This is a genomic window from Lignipirellula cremea (genome assembly GCF_056501455.1).
Map to the genome: position 1 here is coordinate 1,853,355 of NZ_CM151415.1, position 19,976 is coordinate 1,873,330.

Here is a 19,976-nt window from a genome sequence, read left to right on the forward strand (position 1 = left end):
CGAACATGTACCTCGACTACTGGGCGCTTCAGGAACGACCGTTCGAGCCGAACGCCGGCCCCGATCGGTTCTTCGCCACCGAGTCGCTGCAAGGCGCCTCGCTGAAGCTCCGTTACGTGCTCGAGAATCGTCTGGGAGCCGCCGCGCTCGCGGGAGAGACCGGCGTCGGCAAGACGGCGTTGCTCGCCTCCGTTCTGGCCCAGCTTCCGCCGCAGTTCGACCCGATCGTACGGCTGCCCGTTCCGACGCTGTCGCCGACGGAACTGCTCTCGTTCCTCGTCGCCGAACTCTGCGGCGACGATCCGGCAGAAGCGCCGTCGAATTCGTTCGACCGCGATTTGCGGCGCCTGCGCAAGCGGCTCGCCGAACTGACGAGCGAGGGTCGCTCGGCGATCGTCGCCATCGACGACGCCCACCTGATCGACGACGGCCGGACGCTGGAACTGCTGCGATTGCTGCTGGGTTTCAACGAAGGGCCGCCCGCCCTGCAATGGATTCTGGCGGGGCAGACCGATCTGTTGTCGCGCCTGATCCGCATGCCCGATCTCGACCAGCGGCTGGGGGCGAAGTGCGTCATCCGGCCCTTCAATCCTGCCGAGACCGCGGACTACGTGCTATTTCGACTTTCCGCCGCCGGGGCGCGACGGGAGATCTTCACCGACGACGCGTTCCAGGCGCTCCCCGCGCTGACGGGCGGCGCGCCGCGGCGTATCGATCGCTTGTGCGACCTCGCGTTGCTCATCGGCTTCGCGGAGGAGCGAACGCTGGTCGACGCCGACCTGTTGCATGACGTCGCGGCAGAGCTGGCCCCCGTACCGGCCAGCGAAACGTTCCGCGACGCGGCGTAGCGTCGCTTGATACAAGCGATATCGTCTCTTCCGTGTGCCATGGTTGGCTTGTCCAGCCGTGCCGAATGGTGGACGTCGCGCTCACGGCTGAACAAGTCAGCCGTAGCACGCAATTGCCGCTCGCTGTTCCCGCTGCGTTACAGCCGCGGCGAATCGTCGATAAAATGCGGGTTCGGCGGAGAAGGTTCCGCCCTCTCGAACGGCGGCCCTGCTGCGTCGCCTGTCTGACCGATCGCCCGCCGTGAAGCCGCTCCCTGTCGCCGCCGATCGCCTGACGCAGCGGATTCGAGCGACCGGCGCCGCGCTCTTCTCGGTCGCCAGTCTTTGCCTGCTGCTTCAGGCGGACGACCCGCTCTGGCTGGACGAACTGCATACCGTCTGGACCGCCCGCGGCTCGTGGAGCCAGACGCTCGAACGGGGCGCGCTCGGCAATCAGTCGCCCCCCTTCTTTCTGATGGAAGCGCTGGTCGGACGAGCGTTCGGCTTCGATCCGCAAGCGATGCGGGCGCTCTCTGTCCTGGCGGGAGCCGCGGCGATCACGCTGATCTTTCGCTTCGTCGCGCGCGCGACCCGTTCGACGGCGACGGGACTCGCCCTGTCGGGCGCGCTGCTCTTCTGGCCGACGCTGGTCTTCTACTTCGTCGAGGCGCGTCCCTACGCACTGGTCTTCTTCGCGGCCATGATCGTGTGGACAAACCTCGCCGACGCGCTCTCGTTGACGGGAAGCGTCGAAGAAGAAGTTGTAACGCCACGACGAAGGTTCTTCCCAGCGAGAGCGTCATGGGTCGCGGGGCTCGCCGCCGCGGTCTGGCTCCATCCGACGGCGCTGCTGCTCGTCCCGGCGACGGCGCTCGCCCTGGCGATCAGCTCGCTGCGGACTCGCAGCCGGGAGCGATATTCCATCAAGGCCCGCCTTACGGACCTGGGCATCGTCGGGATTCTTTGCGTCGCGGGCGCTCCCTTCTGGATCGCGCTCTACGAGCGTCGCGGAGCGTGGAGCGCCTTCATTCGCAGTCCCGATCTCTGGAACTGGATCGTCGACTTCCAACTGCTCGCGTTCCTCGCCCTTCCCGCGGCCGCGCTGGCGCTCACCTTGCTTCTCGATCGTCTATCGAAGCGGGAGCCTGCGACCGCCGCGCGTGCATCGATCGCCGGCGCAGCCTTCTGCCTGCTCGCGTTCGCGATCCCGCTTCTGATTGCGAGCATCGGAACCTGGGCCGACCTGGCGCGCGTCTACCACTTCCGCTATCTCATCGGCGCGGTCGCCGCGCTGCCGCTCTTCGCCGCGACGACGGTCGCTGCCGCTTCACCCCCTTGGCTGCGCGGTACGACCGCGGCGCTCGTCGCGGGAACGCTGATCTGGTTCAGCGGCGGGGCGACGACGCTGCTGCAGACCGGACGCATCGCGCCCGCTTCCCGCAACGAAGACTGGGCGGGCCTGGCCGAGCGTCTGGACGAGTTGCCGGAAGGTCCGCTCGTCCTCGACGCCGACGTCATCGAATCGAAGCGCTGGTTCGATTCCGATGATCCGCGTCGCCGCGAGTATCTCGCCTTCCCGCTGCTCGCGTTTCCATCGATGCAGGATCGCACGATCCAGTCGATCTCGTACGACCGGCGGGACGAGATGACGCTCCGTCCCGAACTGCGTGCGGAAGCGCAAGCGTCGGGCAGGCTCTACGCGGTCGTTCGCGGCGGCGACGCGGCGCCGGAGAAGATGATCCGCCGACTCCGCGACCGGCTGCCCCCCGGCTTTAGCCAGCCGCGGACGATCGAATCGTTCGGACGCGTCTGGCTTCTCGTTTACGAGCGCGACGCCGTCGGTTCCTGATCGACCGATGCAGTCGCTGGCCCGGCGTTCTCAATCGTCGCTGCCGCCGTTCGCGTCGGAACCGGCGTCGCGATCGACGTTCGGAGGTTGGGGCGCGGGCGCATCGTCCGCCGGCAAGGGCGCCGGCGCCGCTTCGACCGGCGGCGCGGGAGGAAGTTCGGGCGCTTCGACGGGAAGATCCTTCGCCTGCAATTCCCGCTCGAGTTCGTCGATCTGTTCCTGAATCATCCGCTCCTGGCGGTGGACGTTGTCCAGCATCCGCTTGAGCATCTCGAGCCGCATCTCGTTCGCCGGCGCCGCGGCCGGCAACGGGAACGGCGGCGCCGCGGGCAGCGCGGGAGCGAATCCCGGAATGCCGCCCGGGAAACCGCCGGGAATCGCGTTGCCGACGACGATCTGCGCCTGCAGTCCGCCGTCGCCCGCGTACTTCTTGTAAAGCTCGTACGCCTTGGGCGAGTTCGCCTTGAGATCGGCTTCGTCCTTGGCCGCGAATTTCTCCGTCGCTTCCTTGCCCTCTTTCGTCTCGACGATCTCCACCTCGATCTTTCCGTCGGCGGTCTTCGCGATCCGCACCTTGCGATCGCCCTCCTCCGCTTCGATCGTCTCCTCGCCGTTGACGTTGCGGCGCTGGACTTTCAGACCGGCGTTTCGCACGACAATATTGCCGTTCGGCCCGATCGCCTGGATGCGAATGTTCGGACCCAGCCGAGCTTGCATCGGCAGAACCTGCACTCGCTGCGCAGCAGCGATCTGAGGAGCGTCCGCGCGTTCGACCGGCGGAGCGAGCGCCTCGGCCGCGCGCCGCGATGCGTAAGCGTCCGCCGACTTCGCCAGTCGTTCCAGCGCGGCCTTCGCGGCGCCCTTCGACTCGGCTTCGCCCTTCGACTCGGCTTCGCCCTTCGACTCGGCTTCGCCCTCTGTCTTGGCCTGGCCCTCGGCTTTCGCCTGGCCGATCAGCAGATCGATCGCCCGGGACTTCGCCTCCCGGGTCCCTTCGGTCGCCAGTTTCTCGAGCAGGGGCGTCGCTTCCGCGCCGCGCTTCGAGAGCGCCTCCGACGCGGCCTGACGTTCGTCGAACGAATCAGCGTCGAGCCGTCGGGCCAGTTCTTCCAGCGGCACTTCGGCAAGATCCAGCGTCGCCGCAGCTTCCGCGACGGCCGATTCCGCCTGAAGCGAATTCGGCTCATCCGCCGTCACCGGCGAAATCGCTGCGATCGCGGAAGCGACGACGCAGAACGTCGTCCTGCATAGGGTTCTAATTGAGCGGGACATCTCAGTTCTCTCGTTCGCGAGGCGCTCGGGCCCTGGAAGGCGAGGGCTGCGGCCGAAGCCGCTTCGCTCTCAACTATACCCGACGCCGACGCCTGGTCGAAAATGGTCTTTACGCCGCTGGCGGGACCGAGGTTCGCAGGGGCCGTGCGACGGACGCGGCCTGCGGATCTGCCGACTCGATGGGGCGACCGACGATGCGCAGCGCGACGATCAGCGCCGTCGCGAACGGATCGACCGGGGATAACCCTGGCAGGACGATCATCACGGCGAACGCCGCCAGACAGATCGCGACGCTCGCGAGAACGCGTCCGAGGACGACTTCGAGCAGGATCAGCGCCGCGTACGGGAGGAGCGCATGCTGAACGGCCAGTTCCGGAAGGCGCATCGACGGAGCGTTCCAGAAACCGGCGGCGTGCTGGCCGATCGCGACGTACGCCGAGAACGCGAAGAGCGCCGCGATCAGATCGCCCGTGCCGAGGGATCGTCGCTCTCCTTTCGCTCGGTCTCGCCCGAACATGGATAGTCCGGCGACAGCCGCTCCGCCGACGAACGCCGCCGTACTGACGAAGAACAGGCCGGACGTCGGGGCATCTATATTTCCCGACCCCAGCCACTGCTGGAGCGTCCAGAGCGAGCCGAGGTGGACGGCGACCCGCACGAGGAGCGGAAGCTTCGTTCCGCCGAGGATCGCGGAAAGCCCGGCGATCGCCGCGATCGTCGCCGGCCCGATGGCTCCCTCGCCAGCGATACGACCGGCGGCCCAGTCCTGAGCGCAGATCGCGAGCGTCGCCGTCGCCGCGGCCGCCAGCAACGGCGAAGCGACGGCCAACGCGGGGGAATCGTCCGTTTCGTTGGTTGCAGTCATGAACGATCGACCAGCGGGAGCGGTCGCTCTTCGGCCGCTTGCTTCTCATGCTAAACCCGATCTCCGCCGATTCGAGCGTCAGATGGTTCGACCTGAGCCGACTTTCCGGGTCGCGGCGGCACGACTGGAGACTTCGGCAGGATCGTCCGATTCCGTACGAAGCTTCCTATTCCAGAGCCCCTTCTTCCCGGTCAGCTACGTATGGCGGGCGGTCCCAGTTCTCTTCGCAAGGCGGCGATCGTCCTGGCCTCGATGCCGGCCGAAGACGCGGGCCGCATCATGAAGAAGCTGTCGGCGGGCGAAGTGCGGGCAGTCTCGCTCGAAATCGCGAGGCTCGGATCGCTCCGCACCGAGGAGCAGCAGTCGGCCCTGGCCGATTTCTTCGCCTCCGATCCCCACCGGCTCGGCGGTCCGCTGGGCGGGCTCGACCTGGCGAAGAACCTGATCGAACTCGCGCTCGGCGACGGGGCGAAGTCGACGCTGCAGCAGATCGAACATTCGATCGAGGCGACGCCGTTCAACTTTCTGAAGCAGGTCGATCCGCGGAACCTGCTGACCTACGTCTCCGACGAGCATCCGCAGACGCTGGCGCTGATCCTGTCGTATTTAGCTCCGCAGTACGCGGCGGAAATCCTGGCCGGCCTCGCTCCGGAGAAGCAGCTCTCGGTGATCCGCCGGATCGCCCGGATGGAACAGACGGCGCCGGAAACGGTCTCCGACGTGGAACGCGCGCTGCAGCATCGGATCGCCGCGGTGCTCGATCAGTCTCTCAAGCAGGCGGGCGGCGTCTCGTCGGCGGCGGAGATCCTGAACGTCATCGATCGCGCCGCGGGCCGCATCATCCTCGATTCGCTGGCGCACGAGGACGAGGAACTGGTCGAACAGATCCGCCGCCTGATGTTCGTCTTCGACGACATCGTCAAACTGGGCGACAAGGACATCCAGACGCTGCTCAAGCACATCGAAGCGTCGCAGTGGGCACTGGCCCTGAAGGGCTGCCGGCCCGAACTGAAGCAGAAGGTGCTCGGCAACATGTCGAAGCGGGCGTCCGAGATGCTGGCCGAGGAAATGGACATGCTCGGGCCCGTACGCAGTTCCGAAGTCGAACTGGCTCAGCAGACCATCGTCGACATGGTCCGCACCTGCGAGGACAACGGCGAGATCAGCACGCGCAGCGAATCGAACGGCGACGCCCTGATCGAGTAAGCGGCTTCGGCGTCAGTCGACGCGGCCAAACAGTCTGTGTGCCATGCCCACATCGCCGAAGGCAGGGTGGGCATGCAAAGGGCCGCTCGAACCCAACATGCCCACGCTGCTTCGCGACGTGGGCATGGCACCCATATCTGACATCGAGCGATAGACCAACCATTACCCGACTGTAGGCGTCAGCCGTCGACAGGTCGCTTGTTGGAAGGCCCTCGCGAAAGATCGTCGGTCGACGCTTTCCCGGCGTCGAACAGGTCGAGCGATTCGATCGACGCGGCGAGGTCGTCGCTCTGCCGCAAGGAGTCCAGACGACTGCGGTCGGCATCGTCCGTCGTCGAATCCTCGAACGTCGGCGAGCGCGGCTGCGTCGGCGTCGCCCGGACGGACGGAGTCGCGGCGCCCGCTGCCGCCAGGTCGGCCTCGCGCGCGGGAACGACGATCAACTGCCGCATCCGCACGGCGACGATCTTGATCCGATCGCCCTTCTCGATGGGCATCCCCTCCGAAACCGCGTCGTAGTAGACGCCGCCGATCGAGACGGTGCCGCTCGGCCGCATGGGGCTCTTCGCGACGCCGACGGTTCCGACAAGCGAGCGAAGCGCTACGGCCTCCGCGGGCAGAACATCGTCGGGCTTCTTGGGCAACTCGATCAGCAGCAGGCGTCCGAACGCTGAACGGGGCCACCATTCGACGGTCGCCCGCATCGTGACCGGCACGGCGACGAGAGCGACGAGCAGGACCACGCTCGCCCGCCACCAGCTCCCCTCTTCCGCGAAGAACGGAACGACCAGCGCGGCGACGATGCAGGCCGCGGAGGCGACAGCCAGCGCCCCGCCGGAGGGAAGAAAGAACTCGGCGATCAGAAGCACGATGCCGGCGGCGAGCAGCAGCAATCCCCACAGCAACGGATCCATCGGGCTCCTTGTCGCTTAAGCGTACTGGTCTTCGTCGAGAAACGATTCGTCGACCGTTTCGACGGAGATGCGCGAACCGGAGACTTGCGTCACCCGAACGGCGGCGCCCGCCTCGACGTAGCCGTCCCGCGAAACGACGGAGAACTCTCGCCCGCCGAAATCAGCTTTGCCCGACGGCACGAGCGGCGAGAGCGTCACGCCCGTTTCGCCGACGAGAAAAGCGAAGCGGGAGGCGCCGACCTCGCCGCCCTGCTCCGACCCGAAATCAGGCGGCACGAGGACCAGTCGGCGGAAGAAGGGCGTGTAGGGCAGAAAGAAGCGAAACGCCACGACGGCGGCCACGAGTCCCAGCATGCCGGAACCGAGGTACGACAGCGACTCCGGCACGCGTCCCCACTGGTACTCGTTGCCGGGGAGTACGAAGGTCTGGCTCGCCAGGATGATGGAGGCGACGGTCATGATGCCCCCTCCGATGCCGAACAACCCGACCCCGGGCGTCACGAATATCTCCACCAGGATGAAACTGACGCCTGCTCCGAACAGGAGCGCCTCGAGCCAGCCGGCCGTCCCGTTAAGGAACTGGCTCCAGAAGAAAGCGAGAAAACAGAGCGCCGACAGAAAAGCGGGCGCGCCCAGGCCCGGCGACGACAGTTCCGACATCAGCGCCATGAAGCCGATGAACAGAAGCAGGCGCGTGACCCACGGCGTGGAGAGAAATCGGGCGAAGCGTTCGACTCCCGTATGGGCCCAGTTCGGACGCAGGTCGAGCGGCTTGCCCGCGATGCCGTAACGGTCGGCGACGGCGGCGAAATCGACCGCTTCGCCCGAGATCCAGCCTCGCTCGATCCCTTCGGCCAGGGTCAATCCTTCGGTCAGAACCACCCGCTCGCCCGCCTGCCACAGGTCGGAGTCTTCCAGTTCGGCGTGCGCGGCATCCGTCAGATAACGGACGGCGGCAGTCCGGGAGTTCGTGAATCGTTTCAGTTCGACCTGCCCGTCGAGCAGCGCCTGCGCGACGCTCGGTTCGCGACCCTTCTTGGCCGCGAGTTCCCCGGCGGTCAGCAGAATCTGATCGCGGCGTCGTGGCGAGAGCGATTCGGCGCCCGGGCCTCCCAGCCTGGCCTCGGGATGCATCAGGATCTCGTCGCAGGCGAGCGCGATCAGCGCCGCGTCGCCGAGCGCTTCTTCGCGAACCCACGCGACGGTTCGCGTCTTCGCCGGATCGAGGGCGGCGAGCGTCTCGGCGATCTGCTGACTCATCGTGGCGTCGCCGCCGGGCGTGTCGAACTCCACCACGACCACGCGGAGCGACTCTCCCCCCGGCGCCGAGGCGAGAGCGGCGGCGACCCAGCCGGCCGATCGGGCGTGAATCGGACCCTCGATGACGACCCTCGCATCGACGCCCGTTTCGGGAGGACCCGCCGCTTCGAGGAACGCCTCGGGACTCACTTCCAGAGATGCGGCCAGCGACGCCAGATCGTCCGCCGGACTCGCTGCCAGGCCGTCGCGTCGCTGCAATTCGATCCCGCGCAATTCGACGACCGAGCCGGGCGCGGCCAGCAGTTCGCGACGCTCGACGAAGACCTCCTGCGCGCGACGATCGGCGTCGGCGACCGAGAGATGTTCCACGCCGTCCGCCAGTTCCAGTCGCACGAGACCGGGCGCCGGGTCGAGCATCGACCTCAGCATGGCCTCGGGGACCATCCGCCGGCGTTCGTTGATCCGGCGGTAGTTCTCCCAGATGAGCGGATCGAAGGGCTCTTCACCGGCTGCGGCCCGACCGATCGACGCCTCGTTTCCGAAGCGCCAGGTTTCGCAGGCGAGCGCGGGCAGGACAGCATGTCCGGAGACGCCCTGCGGCATCCATCCGACGATCCGCACCGAGCCGTAGCGAGGCGAAAGCAGCTCCCGTGCGATCGCCATGGAGCGCTCGAATTCCGAAAGCGCCGCCTCCTCGCCTTCGACCGGCTCGAACTTCAGCACGATGATCGGTCGGGCGACGCCGGACGTCTCCTCCAGATCCTCGACCGCGCGGGTCAAACTGCGGAGAACCTGAGCGTCCCGCTGATCCCGCAGCGGCAGGGGCACGCGAACGAGACGAACCGCAGCGGGCGCCTCCTCCGCGACGCGATCGCCTTCCGCGCCGGAGACCCGCGGCGTAGTCCCGAACGCCCCGCCGATCGCGAGGCAGAGAACGAGCCAGGGGCCGATCGCCGCGGAGAAAGCGTACCGCTTCCCATCGCACGTCGTCGCCGTCGAACGCGGTCGAGCGCTAAGAAGGGTCATGCGTCTCGTCCCGGACCGTCAGTCGATCCGTCCGCCAGGAGCCGAAAGGCTCGCCTGCGAACGATCCGAAGAATCGCGAACACGCCACTGCCGCTTACCGCGAACCGCGACGCAGGCTCCCCGACCGCTTCGGCCAGGGAAGCGCTGCGGGAACCGACGCGATCGCGATTCGCCCGGTCATTATAGGACCGTCAGGTAGGGGGACAAATTAATGCTTGACGGCGCGGCCTGCCCCGTTTGCGCCCGATGATCCGCCGCAATGACCGCGAGCGCCCGTCGCATACTGCCGGAACTCCGCAGGGCTTACTCCGCCGACAGAGCGCGAAGATTGTCGGGGAAAGCAGCGCGGCGCTATCGCGTAGGGGGCATCGCCCGGCAATGATCGTAATCCATTCGCGACCCGTTCGACCGACGACGCCTCGCGTTTCGCTACGCCCCCCTTTCGCCCCGGCGCTGCATGTCCAGGTTCTCCGAATTCCTGCGTCGAACGCTCCGCTGGGCGGAAAGTCACTGGAAGAGCTTCTCGTTCGTGGGGCTCGTGCTCGGGACGCTTTTCTTCGCGGGGTCGCTGACACCCACGCTGCTGCCGCGGCATTACGCCGTGCAGGGGGTTCTGTCCGGAATCGCGCTGGGGGTCGGCTATGCGCTCGGCGTCTGCTTCGTGCTGTTCTGGAAGTACCTGGAGATTCCCGACTTCGGACCGCGCGTCCAGCGGGTCGGCAAAGCGATTTCCAGCGTTGGGGTCGCCGTCGTCGCCGTCGTTTTCCTGTGGTACGCCGTCGTCTGGCAGAACTCCATCCGCACGCTGATGGATATGGAGCCGGTCGCGTCGGCCGATCCCTTTCGCGTCCTGCTGATCGCGATCGTCGTCGCGACGATCCTGGTGGGCGTCGCTCGGCTGCTGCGATACGTCTGGGAGGTCATCGATCGACAGATCCGAAAAGTCGCTCCCCGACGGGTTTCAACCGCGCTCAGCTTCGCGATCCTCGCGATCTGCCTGTTTCTACTGACCAATGACGTGGTCCTGAGGCTTGCGCTGGACGTCGCGGACGCGACGTTCCTGCAACTCGACGAAGCGGTCGAAGACGGAATCGAGCAGCCGAGCGACGCCGATTCGACCGGCAGCGCCGAGAGCGACGTCGAGTGGGACAGCATCGGCAGGCAAGGCAAAATCTTCCTCGCCGCCGGGCCCACCCAGGCCCAGATCGAGGCGTTCACCGGCGCCCCGGCCAAGAAGCCGCTACGCGTTTACGTCGGACTCCGCACGGAAGAGGACCTTCAGAAGCGGGCCAAACTCGCGCTCCAGGAACTGATACGCGTCGGCGGATTCGACCGCTCGGTCCTGATCGTCGCCACGCCGACGGGCACCGGCTGGCTCGACCCAGGCGCCGTCGACACGGTCGAGTACCTGCACGGCGGCGACACGGCGATCGTGAGCATGCAGTACTCCTACCTGCCGAGCTGGATCACGATCCTGATCGACCCGCCGCGCTCGCGCGAGTCGGCGCACGCGCTCTTCCAGGAGATCTACGGTCACTGGACCAAAATGGAGAAGGAGACCCGCCCGAAGCTCTACGTTCACGGCCTGAGCCTGGGGTCGCTCGGTTCGGAGTCGAGCGCCGACATCTTCACGATCTTCGAAGATCCGATCGACGGCGGACTCTGGAGCGGCCCCCCCTTTCCGAGTCCCCTCTGGAACGCGGCGACGCAGCGGCGGGATCCCGGTTCGCCGATGTGGCTACCGCGGGTCGGCGACGGTTCGATGTTGCGATTCACCGGCCAGAAGAACGCGCTCGATCTGGACGGCGCGCGCTGGGGCTCGATGCGATTCGTCTACCTGCAACACGCCAGCGACCCGATGGTCTTTTTCTCGCCCGAGCTCGCCTACCGCGAGCCCGAGTGGCTCGAAGGGGGGCGCGGCCCGGACGTTTCGCCCTATTTTCGCTGGTATCCGCTGGTGACGTTCCTGCAGACGGGATTCGACATCCCGATGGCGACCGCGGTGCCGACCGGCTACGGGCACAACTACGCGCCGGCGAACTATATCGACGGCTGGGTCGCGGTCACCGATCCGCCCGACTGGGACGACGAGCGAACCGAGCGGCTGAAAACGCTGTTCACGCCGCCGAAGAAACCTTGACCTCGACGCTCATTCGGCGGGAGCGTCGGGACCTGCCGCTTTCGGCGCCGCCTTCTCGTAGGGCGCCGGCTCGACTCGGCGTTCCCATCCGGGCGGAGTCGCAGGATCGAAGGCGGTTTCCCAAGGGCCGTCCTTCTTCGGTTCGACCAGCCAGTTCGCGGAGCGGTTCGTGAACTCGTAGATCGTCTCGACGCCGTTCCGCTCGTAGATCTTGATCGAGCTCAGGAGAAAGTCGCCGCCGGCGATGACGAGTTCGATCTTGCTGTGATTGACCGCGTCGTGGCTGAACTTCGGATAGGCCTCGAAACAGTACTCGCCCTTTTTCTGCGCTTGATTGTTTCCCGCGGCGCGGAGCCAGTACCGGGACTGGATCGTCTCCTTGTTCGCGCCGAAGACGAACAGCAGCGGACCGGAGTCCATCGGCAACAGGCCGTAGGCGATCGGCTCGCCGTCTTTCTCGCGGGGAAGCTGACGCTTCACGAGTATCTTGTGAACGTAGTTGAACTCGAAAAGCGCGCTGCCGTTCCAGACCCACTGTTCCTTGCCCGCGTCGCCCATGTCAGGGTAGGTCGGATTGCCGCCTGCAGCGTCAGGCGGCGCCCATTGCCCTGTGGCGTCGACGCGGAACAGGCCCTTGTTCGGCAAGTCGTAGCGAAGCTCGCCCGTGCTGAAGGTCTTGAACGTGTCGGCCGGTCCGAAGACGGGATCGATGACCCAGCGGCTGATATCCGAGCGGTAGCTCTGGATCTTGTCCGACTGCTGTTCCCAGTAGGTCAGAACCTGCTCGATATAGACGAGTTCCTTTTCCGACTGCGGCGGAAAGGGCTGCCGCAGCGCCCGGGGCGTGCCGAGCTTCGGCGCCCAGTCCAGCCACACGCCGAAGAAGCGCGACGTTTGAGCCGGGAAAAGACGCGGGTCGACCGCAGGTTTTTCCGGAGCGTCCGCTGCCGGCGGATCGTTCCCGCATCGACATCGCTCGAAACGGCTGGCCCGTCGGGGGCGCCATCGCCCTGAGCGAAGGCCGCATCCGACAAAGCCAGGCCCGCGGAGGCGAGCCCGAACAGCAGCGCCGAGCGAAAGATGAGCGTCGTGATCATCGCGACCGACCTCGTTCCCGCGAAGGAGATAGCCAGGCGACGACCGGACTTCTCGGCGACCCTATCGCGGCGAAGCGCCCGGGCGCTGGGCCATCGGACCCGCCGACGGATCGCCGGGAGCCGCTTCGACCATGCGTTCCCACCCGGCAGGCGTCGCGGGGTTGAAGGCGCTCCGCCAGAGACCGACCTTCTCCAGGGTGGAGTTCCAGTTCGACGAGCGGTTCGTGAACTGGTAGATGGTCTCGACGTTGTTCCGTTCGTAGATCTTGATCGCGCTGGGCAGGAAGTCGGCGCCGGCGATGATGATCTCGATCTTGGTGTAGTTGACCGCGTCGTCGCGGGACTTGGGATAGGCTTCGAGCCAGTACTCGCCCTTCTCCTGCGCTTCCTTGTTCGTCGTCACGCGGAGCCAGTAGCGGGACTGGATCGTCTCCTTCTTGGCGCCGAAGACGAAGGGGAGCGGACCGTCGGCGATCGCCTTGCCGTGCATCTCGGGAGGCAACTGGCGCTCGACGAGCTTCTTCTGGGCGTAGTTGAATTCGAACAGCGACTTGCCGTCGCAGATCCACTGCTCCTTGCCCGCGTCGCCCATGTCGGGATACGTCGGCTTGCCGCCTGCCTCGGCGGCGGGGGTCCACTGGCCGGTCATGTCGACGCGGAACAGGCCCTTGTCGGGCGATTCGTAGCGGATCTCGCCCTTGCTGAAGGTCTTGAACGTTTCCGCCGGTCCGAACACGGGGTCGGTCACCCAGCGGCTGAACTCGGTGCGATAGCGCTGGATCTTGCCCGACTGCTGCTCCCAGAAGGTCAGCAACTGTTCGATGTAGGCCAGTTCCTTGTCCGTCTGCGGCGGAAAGGGCTGGGGCAGCGTCAGCGGCATCCCGGGTTGAGGGCCGCCAGGCCCGAAGGCGTTCGGCGCGGCGCCGGGAAGTTGTGCGGGAGGAAGCCGCTGATCGACTGCCGGTCCGCCCTGCCGCAGCGGATCGATGCCGGCGTCGATGCCGCCGACCGGAGCGCCGCCGGCGGGTCCCGCTCCGACAGGAGCGAAGTCGCCCTGGGCGAAACCGACATGCACGACGAGGCCCGCCGAGGCGAAACTCAGCCACAGCGCCGTTCGAAGGACGCGCGTCGTCAACATCGCGATCAGCCTCATTCCGTTGAGGGAGCCGTCCGAAAAAATGCGATCGCCGGGTGGGGCTCTTCGCCGTCGCCCTCCGTTCCGTCGGAAGGGGCGCAGAGAATAGCGAACGCGAACGTAAGTAAAACAGACTTCGCGTTCGTCAGTAAATAGAGGTTTCGCACGGACGAACGCCGTTCGCGCGACCACGACTCGGCGACTGTCTCGGCGATGCGCCCGAAACTTGGTGGCGCCGACAGCTGGGTGGCCGCGATTGCTGTGCAATCGGGGCGGCGTCAGCCGCAAGAGGAATGCGGCCGGACGTCGCTGACGTCACGTTCACTTGATCGTCGCGTCGTTTCCTCTCGTCGCCTTCGGCGACCCCGATTGCGAAGCAATCGCGGAAAACCGGAGAAGGCTCGCCCGTCGCAAGGTGCGCTCGCGGGCCGGCCGAATCGAGGCGCGTCTGTCACAACTCAGTTCAAGGTCACGATCTCGTTCGGGTGGTCGAAAAAGGCCGACGTCGGCTGGCGGGGGGCGCAATAGGGATAACGGTCGTCGTGGGCAAGTCGAGGGTCGAGTATCTAGAATTTCGACCGCGACACCTGGGCCGGCGCTTATCCCCGCCAACTGAACGATACGCGCTGTCCAGCTCAGAAGGCGACACTTTTCTTACGCGGCGAACTCCTGAGCGGGGGGCGTCAGCCCTCCGAGTCCGAAGCGCCGGCGATCGATCCGGAGACTAAAGGCTTACGCCGCCCGCTCGCCAGGAAGAAGCGCCAGCGGTCGAGTTCGACGACTCCGTAGTCTCATCAGGCCGGCGATCGTCCACGCGACGGTCGCGCCGACGGTCGCGCCGGCGGCGTCCGCGTACCAGTCCATAAGGTCGGCGGTCCGTCCCGGCACGAAGCCCTGAATGACCTCGTCGATCACGCCGTACAGGCAGGCCGCTCCGACGGCCGCCAGCAGACCGAAAACGCTTCGGCGCCAGACGCTCGGCATGACGCAGATCATTCCGGCGCCGAGTCCCGCGTACGCGAGAAAGTGGACGACCTTGTCGAAATGCTGCGCAGGACTCCGGACCGGGACCGGCACGTGCATCAGCACGAACAGCGTCGCCCAGTACAGAGCGAACAGGAGGAGCGCGCCGCGGACGATTCGTCGCATCGAAGTCGGTACGCGCGGCGGCGGGCGGTAGGAGGAAGGCGCGAGGGCGGAGCGAACGGCGCGGCGGTTCCGGTCGCGGAGCGGCGCTTGCCGGCGAGAGCTCAAGGTCCCTCGATCACTATACCCGCGCGCTCGGCGCGGACCGGCTTGCGTTCGCGCTTCGACCGATCGGACGACGTTCGGAATGCGGATCGGGCGTGCGGGATCGATTATAGTGATCGCGACGCCCGCCCCCTCCTGAATCGAGGACCGACGCATGCCCCGCCTCGCGTTCGTTTCGTTCGCCCTGCTCCTTGCGATTCCATTCTTCGCACATGTATCGCCCCGTTCGTTCGCCGAAGAAAAGGCGCCGGCGGAAGCGGGATGGAAGTCGCTCTTCGACGGCAAGGCGCTGGGCGACTGGAAGAGCGTCGAATTCGGCGGCGAAGGCGAAGTCGTCGTCAAAGAGGGAGCGATCCAGTTGCCGGCGGGCAACGACCTGACCGGCGTCGTCTGGACGAAGGAGTTCCCCAAGACGAACTACGAACTGCGCTGGGAGGCGACGAAGATCAGCGGCACCGACTTCTTCGCCGCGGCGACGTTCCCGGTCGCCGAGAAGCATTGCACGTTCGTCAACGGCGGATGGGGCGGCGCGCTGATCGGCCTGTCCAGCATCGACGGGTTCGACGCGTCGGAGAATCAGACCAGCGAAGTCTTCAGCTTCGAGAAGGGGAAGACTTATCGCTTCCGCGTCCGGGTCACGCCCGACCGCATCGGGGTCTGGATCGACGACAAGCAGGTCATCGACGAAGACATCGCTGGCAAGGCGATCGGCGTCCGGTGGGAGATGGAAGCCTGCCGTCCCCTCGGCTTCGCCTCCTACGCCACGCACGGCGCCGTGAAGAAGATCGAGTACCGGGAGGTAATGCCGAACGCTGAAGCGGAGAAAGCGGCGGAGAAGTAGGGGACGCAAGCTGTCGGACCGAGTCTCAGACGACTCCACGTCGCTACAGAACTGTGTGCCACGGCTGGCTTGTCCAGCCGTGCCGCCCCTCATACAGGTTCGCCATCGACGACTTTTCGCGGAGAAGCTACCGACTCCTGGCAGACGCGCGCGTCTGGACGACCGATATCAAGCTCTCCGCACGGCTGGGCAAGCCAGCCGTGGCACACGAGCCGACCTGCACTGTCGACCTCGTTCTTGACGTCGAGGAACACGCTTGAACGACGAACCAGACCCCTCGACCGACGAACGCTGGATGCGGCGGGCGTTGCAGCTTGCCGAGAAGGCGGTCGCGGCGGACGAGGCCCCGATCGGTTGCGTGATCGTGCAGGGCGACCGCCTGATCGGCGAAGGCTACAACCTGCGCGAGGGCCTGAAGGATCCGACGGCGCATGCCGAGATGATCGCGATCACGCAGGCGGCCCAGTCGCTGGAGGACTGGCGACTGGAGGATTGCACGCTCTACGTCACGCTGGAACCCTGCCCCATGTGCGCCGGCGCCATCCTGCAGGCTCGCGTGCCGCGCGTCGTCTTCGGCGCGAGTGATCCCAAGGCGGGCGCCGTGGAGTCGATGTTTCGCCTGCTCTCCGACCCGCGGCTGAACCACCGCTGCCGGATCGTCGCCGGCGTGCTGGCCGAGCCCTGCGGCGCGATCCTGACCGAGTTCTTCGCCTCGAAGCGCCGGCTGGGGAAGAAGTAAGCGGCCAACGAAAAAGCCCGCGTCGGAGCGACGCGGGCTGCAGGATCGATTCGCGGCACGCTGCCGGGATCAGTTGATGTCTTCCCAGGGGATCGGCGTGTTGCCGGTGCCCGACGGCATGTTCGAATTTCCGCCGTCCGGCGTCATGAGCTGCTGGTAGACGAGGTAGTCGATGTTCGCCGGCATGAACTGCACGTGGCCGTCGACGAAGCCCATGTTCACGCCGCCGGCATGCTGGCTCGACGGGCGAGCCGCTTCCTGAGGCGGATAGGCCGTCATGTCGGGATTCGTCGCCAGGACGGGATTCTTGAAGTCGCCGTTGATCTTCGCCCGGTTCAACTGCGCCGGCGTGGGCGCGGGATACCACTGGAATCCGGCGGCCAGGCGGAAGCGTTCTTCATCGGCGAGCGTCGTCGGATCGTACGCGGCGGGAAGTCCGTAGGTCACCGCCTGAAGATTCTCGGAGAACGCGACCGTCTGGCCGGCGCCGTCCTTGATGCCTGAAAGGCTAAGCGTGATCTTCGGCAGAATGACGTTCGCCGGCAGGGGCCCGGTCCGCTTCTCTTCGGCGTTCTGAAAGACCCCGTTCGCCTTGTAGGCCGGCTGAACGGCGGCGGTCGGATCGCGGTTCGCGACGAACATGCCGACGTTGGCGACGTAGCTCATCTGCGCGCCCGACTGGCTTCCCTTTTCGCCGTCGGCAGCGCAGACGAACGTGGGAACGAACACGCCGCTCGTGCCCGAGGCTCCGATCGCCTGGGCGAGCGTGGCGCTGCGGAACTGATCGTAGAGCTGCTGTTGTTCCATGTAGGGCATCAGCGCGACGGGCCACGGCATCCGCTTCGGAACCGTGTTGGAACCGATGGTCATCGTCCCGACCGGCTCGGCGTAACCCGGCAGGCGCATCTGCTTCGCCGACGACCAGTTGGTCATGGCGGTCGTCAGTTGCTTGATGTTGTTGGAACACTCCGCCTTCCACATCGCCGCCCGGGCTGCGTTGACCGCGGGAAGGAGCAACGCCATGAGCACGCCGATGATCGAGATGACCACCAGCAACTCGACGAGCGTGAACGCGGACGGCCGAAGCGCACGCGTCTGCCGAACGACCATGAGCGGAACCCCTTGCGATCGAATGAAAAGCGGTCCGAGAGAGATCCTCTCGAAGCGGATGAGCCTCTGTATCATCCCACACCGGGCCCCGGGGGTAAAGAATTCGCCGCGGGTTTTCATACGAGAGAAACGGCGAGCGGAGGGTGTCAGCCCTCCGTGCTTTCGGCGCAATCCAGAGATTCGGACACGGAGGGCTAACACCCTCCGCTCGCCGGGAAGCTGCAAAGCGTCGCCTCCCCTCGCGAAGGCGGCGGCCGCGTGGGAAAACGTCGCAGACGCATTCTTGCGACCGGTTCCTCCCGCGATCAGTCCTCCGCCGATGCGCAGAGTCTACCTCGACTTCAATTCGACCTCGCCGCTCGATTCCCGCGTGCTGGAGGCGATGATGCCCTTCCACACGGAGTTTTTCGCCCTCCCCTCCAGCGTTTCGGCCTGGGGTCGCGCGTGCGAGGAAGCGGTCGAGGACGCCCGGGGACTCGTCGCGCAGCTTCTGCAGGCGGAATCGGACGAGATCGTCTTCACCTCGGGCGGGACTGAAAGCTGCAACCTGGCCCTGTTCGGCGCGACGCTGGGGCGGTTCGCTTCGTTCCCGACCGAAGGGCACATCGTGCTGACGGCGATGGAACACGCCGCCGTCTGGGAGGCGGCGACCCTGCTGCAGAAGATGGGAACCCAGGCGACGGTCGTCCCCGCCGACCGGAACGGCCTGGTCGATCCGGATGCCGTTCGCCGGGCGATCCGGCCCGATACGTTCCTGGTCAGCGTCACCCATGCCAGTCACGAGACGGGAACGCTGCAACCGGTCCGGGAGATCGGCCAGATCTGCCGGGAGCGGGACCTGCTCTTTCACATCGACGCCTGCCAGACCGTCGGTCGCCTGGCGACGCACGTCGAAACGCTGGAGGTCGATCTGCTGTCGCTTTCCGGGCACAAGATTCACGGACCCAAGGGAATCGGCGCGCTCTTCATCCGCCGAGGCGTTCCGATGAACCCCTGGATCTGCGGCTCGCCGACGGAATCGGGCGTCCGCCCCGGGATGGAGAACGTCCCCGGCATCATCGGCCTGGGCCAGGCGGCGGCGATCGCGACCCACGAACGGGAACGCATCGGCGCCTACCAGCAGGAGCTTCGCGGACGGCTCGAGAACGAGTTGCTGCGCTCCCTCGGCGAAGACCTGACGATCTACGGCGCCGACGTCGATCGCATCCCGAATACGTCCTATCTGACGTTCGGCTCGGTGCGGGCGATGGATTTCGTGCAGCGTCTGCCGGAGGTCGCGATGGCGACCGGCCTGGGCTGCGGGGTGATGCAGGACGGACTCACCATTGCGCAGAAGGCGCTCGGCATGGATCGCGAACAGGCGAAGTGCGCGATCCGCCTCTCCGTCGGCCCCGATACGACGTCCGAGGAGATCGATTTCGCCGTCGAGCGACTGCTCGGAGCGTTCGAAAGCCTGCGCCGCTGACGCCGGCGCTGGTCAGCGAAGGAGCGATTCGTGAAAATGGGTTGCAAGTAGCCGATCTTGTAGCTCGTCGTTCCTGTAGGGTGGGTCATTGACCCACGTCCCTCAGGGATTCAGTTGCAGCACGAGAGTCGTGGTTTGACCCGCGTTCACCTTGGCGAAGTCTTCCAGGGGAAGGTGGGTCAATGACCCGCCCTACGAGAAGGGCTCGTTCGCGCGAGCGACGTCTGCCGTTCGAAGAACAGAGGGCCGGAATGGCCGCGATGCTGTCGCTGGAGAATCTGAAGAAGGCGTACCGCCATCCGACGGGCGAGCCGCTGCCGATCCTCGACGTCCCGTCGTTTCAGGCGGAGAAGGGGGAGCAGGTCGCCCTCATCGGCGCGAGCGGCTGCGGGAAGACGACGCTGCTGCATTGCATCGCCGGCATCACGAAGCCTGACTCGGGACGGGTCGTCATCGACGGCATCGACATCGCCCCGCGCAGCGAGCCGTGGCGCGATCGGTTCCGGGCTCGCAACGTCGGGTACGTCTTCCAGACGTTCCACCTGATGCAGGCCTTCTCGGCGTTGGAGAACGTCCGCCTGGGGATGATCTTCGCGGGCCGAGGCGACGGGACGGCCCGTGCGAAGGAACTGCTCGATCGCGTCGGACTGGCTCACCGTGCGGGGAACAAGCCCCGGCAACTCTCCGTCGGCGAACAGCAGCGCGTCGCCGTCGCGCGGGCCCTGGCGAACCGGCCCAAGATCCTCCTGGCGGACGAACCGACCGCGAACGTCGACCCGGCCAACCAGCAGGCGATCATCGACCTGATCCGGGAACAGTGCCGGATCGAGAACGTCACCCTCCTGATCGTCACGCACGCGATGGAGGTCGCCCAGCAGTTTCCCCGCACGGTGCGACTGCCCGAGATCAACCTCGTCGCCGCGGATCGTCGTGCGGCAGCGGTTTAGTCCTGTACGTAAGAAGCGAACCGACGACAGCA

Annotated in this window: 16 protein-coding genes; 8 read left to right on the plus strand and 8 right to left on the minus strand. The window is 66.3% G+C overall.

From position 1 onward, the window contains the following. Positions 1-5 precede the first annotated feature (5 nt). Both SH602x_RS07235 and SH602x_RS07240 read left to right on the plus strand, forming a co-directional pair. Positions 6-848 carry an ExeA family protein gene (locus tag SH602x_RS07235; protein WP_479469314.1) on the plus strand — a complete coding sequence of 281 codons (843 nt, stop codon included), beginning with the start codon at positions 6-8 and terminating at the stop codon, positions 846-848. 241 nt (positions 849-1,089) lie between these two features. Then, the gene (locus tag SH602x_RS07240) at positions 1,090-2,676 is read left to right on the plus strand and encodes a hypothetical protein (protein ID WP_479476146.1); all 1,587 of its coding nucleotides are present in this window, start codon (positions 1,090-1,092) and stop codon (positions 2,674-2,676) included. Between the two features lie 30 nt (positions 2,677-2,706). Here the strand turns inward: SH602x_RS07240 and SH602x_RS07245 are convergent, their stop codons facing one another. Both SH602x_RS07245 and SH602x_RS07250 read right to left on the minus strand, forming a co-directional pair. Continuing rightward, on the minus strand, positions 2,707-3,948 hold the full coding sequence (locus SH602x_RS07245; protein ID WP_479476147.1) for a cell envelope integrity TolA family protein: 1,242 nt from the start codon (positions 3,946-3,948) through the stop codon (positions 2,707-2,709). 109 nt (positions 3,949-4,057) lie between these two features. Then, positions 4,058-4,813: a hypothetical protein gene (locus SH602x_RS07250; protein WP_479476148.1), complete on the minus strand. Its 756-nt coding sequence runs from the start codon at positions 4,811-4,813 to the stop codon at positions 4,058-4,060. A 201-nt stretch (positions 4,814-5,014) separates the two neighbouring features. Between SH602x_RS07250 and fliG the strand changes: the two genes are divergently transcribed. Then, positions 5,015-6,019, plus strand: a complete 1,005-nt coding sequence (gene fliG / locus SH602x_RS07255) for a flagellar motor switch protein FliG (protein WP_479476149.1) — start codon at positions 5,015-5,017, stop codon at positions 6,017-6,019. A gap of 179 nt (positions 6,020-6,198) precedes the next feature. On the opposite strand, the gene SH602x_RS07260 is transcribed toward fliG, so the two are convergent. Together SH602x_RS07260 and SH602x_RS07265 are read right to left on the minus strand one after the other, a co-directional pair. Beyond that, positions 6,199-6,933, minus strand: a complete 735-nt coding sequence (locus tag SH602x_RS07260) for an NfeD family protein (protein WP_479476150.1) — start codon at positions 6,931-6,933, stop codon at positions 6,199-6,201. A 15-nt stretch (positions 6,934-6,948) separates the two neighbouring features. After that, positions 6,949-9,219, minus strand: coding sequence for an NfeD family protein (locus SH602x_RS07265; RefSeq protein ID WP_479476151.1), 2,271 nt, complete (start codon positions 9,217-9,219; stop codon positions 6,949-6,951). Between the two features lie 457 nt (positions 9,220-9,676). Between SH602x_RS07265 and SH602x_RS07270 the strand changes: the two genes are divergently transcribed. Beyond that, on the plus strand, positions 9,677-11,359 hold the full coding sequence (locus SH602x_RS07270) for an alpha/beta hydrolase (RefSeq protein WP_479476152.1): 1,683 nt from the start codon (positions 9,677-9,679) through the stop codon (positions 11,357-11,359). A 9-nt stretch (positions 11,360-11,368) separates the two neighbouring features. Here the strand turns inward: SH602x_RS07270 and SH602x_RS07275 are convergent, their stop codons facing one another. The 3 genes from SH602x_RS07275 to SH602x_RS07285 form a co-directional block, all read right to left on the minus strand. After that, a complete protein-coding gene (locus SH602x_RS07275) occupies positions 11,369-12,235 on the minus strand; it encodes a hypothetical protein (RefSeq protein ID WP_479476153.1) in 867 nt (288 codons plus the stop codon). Between the two features lie 282 nt (positions 12,236-12,517). Further along, on the minus strand, positions 12,518-13,594 hold the full coding sequence (locus tag SH602x_RS07280; RefSeq protein ID WP_479476154.1) for a TIGR03009 domain-containing protein: 1,077 nt from the start codon (positions 13,592-13,594) through the stop codon (positions 12,518-12,520). Positions 13,595-14,323: 729 nt separating this feature from the next. Then, positions 14,324-14,740, minus strand: a complete 417-nt coding sequence (locus SH602x_RS07285) for a VanZ family protein (protein WP_479476155.1) — start codon at positions 14,738-14,740, stop codon at positions 14,324-14,326. 256 nt (positions 14,741-14,996) lie between these two features. Here SH602x_RS07285 and SH602x_RS07290 point away from each other — a divergent pair, with 256 nt between their 5' ends. Next, a complete protein-coding gene (locus tag SH602x_RS07290; RefSeq protein WP_479476156.1) occupies positions 14,997-15,683 on the plus strand; it encodes a 3-keto-disaccharide hydrolase in 687 nt (228 codons plus the stop codon). A gap of 256 nt (positions 15,684-15,939) precedes the next feature. Further along, positions 15,940-16,422, plus strand: coding sequence for a tRNA adenosine(34) deaminase TadA (gene tadA / locus SH602x_RS07295; protein ID WP_479476157.1), 483 nt, complete (start codon positions 15,940-15,942; stop codon positions 16,420-16,422). 69 nt (positions 16,423-16,491) lie between these two features. Here tadA and SH602x_RS07300 read toward each other — a convergent pair whose 3' ends face one another. Continuing rightward, the gene (locus SH602x_RS07300; protein ID WP_479476158.1) at positions 16,492-17,532 is read right to left on the minus strand and encodes a DUF1559 family PulG-like putative transporter; all 1,041 of its coding nucleotides are present in this window, start codon (positions 17,530-17,532) and stop codon (positions 16,492-16,494) included. Between the two features lie 319 nt (positions 17,533-17,851). Between SH602x_RS07300 and SH602x_RS07305 the strand changes: the two genes are divergently transcribed. Further along, positions 17,852-18,997, plus strand: a complete 1,146-nt coding sequence (locus tag SH602x_RS07305) for a cysteine desulfurase family protein (RefSeq protein ID WP_479476159.1) — start codon at positions 17,852-17,854, stop codon at positions 18,995-18,997. Between the two features lie 260 nt (positions 18,998-19,257). Next, entirely contained in the window at positions 19,258-19,944 is a 687-nt protein-coding gene (locus tag SH602x_RS07310) for an ABC transporter ATP-binding protein (RefSeq protein WP_479472350.1), read from the plus strand. Positions 19,945-19,976 lie beyond the last annotated feature (32 nt).

Bases quoted from the DNA above. Each gene is read 5' to 3' on its own strand.
- fliG (WP_479476149.1), top strand. From the start codon at position 5,015: ATGGCGGGCGGTCCCAGTTCTCTTCGCAAGGCGGCGATCGTCCTGGCC.
- SH602x_RS07260 (WP_479476150.1), bottom strand. From the start codon at position 6,933: ATGGATCCGTTGCTGTGGGGATTGCTGCTGCTCGCCGCCGGCATCGTG.
- SH602x_RS07290 (WP_479476156.1), top strand. From the start codon at position 14,997: ATGCCCCGCCTCGCGTTCGTTTCGTTCGCCCTGCTCCTTGCGATTCCA.
- SH602x_RS07265 (WP_479476151.1), bottom strand. From the start codon at position 9,219: ATGACCCTTCTTAGCGCTCGACCGCGTTCGACGGCGACGACGTGCGAT.
- SH602x_RS07245 (WP_479476147.1), bottom strand. From the start codon at position 3,948: ATGTCCCGCTCAATTAGAACCCTATGCAGGACGACGTTCTGCGTCGTC.
- SH602x_RS07305 (WP_479476159.1), top strand. From the start codon at position 17,852: ATGCGCAGAGTCTACCTCGACTTCAATTCGACCTCGCCGCTCGATTCC.
- SH602x_RS07300 (WP_479476158.1), bottom strand. From the start codon at position 17,532: ATGGTCGTTCGGCAGACGCGTGCGCTTCGGCCGTCCGCGTTCACGCTC.
- SH602x_RS07235 (WP_479469314.1), top strand. From the start codon at position 6: ATGTACCTCGACTACTGGGCGCTTCAGGAACGACCGTTCGAGCCGAAC.
- SH602x_RS07270 (WP_479476152.1), top strand. From the start codon at position 9,677: ATGTCCAGGTTCTCCGAATTCCTGCGTCGAACGCTCCGCTGGGCGGAA.
- SH602x_RS07280 (WP_479476154.1), bottom strand. From the start codon at position 13,594: ATGTTGACGACGCGCGTCCTTCGAACGGCGCTGTGGCTGAGTTTCGCC.
- SH602x_RS07285 (WP_479476155.1), bottom strand. From the start codon at position 14,740: ATGCGACGAATCGTCCGCGGCGCGCTCCTCCTGTTCGCTCTGTACTGG.
- SH602x_RS07310 (WP_479472350.1), top strand. From the start codon at position 19,258: ATGCTGTCGCTGGAGAATCTGAAGAAGGCGTACCGCCATCCGACGGGC.
- SH602x_RS07250 (WP_479476148.1), bottom strand. From the start codon at position 4,813: ATGACTGCAACCAACGAAACGGACGATTCCCCCGCGTTGGCCGTCGCT.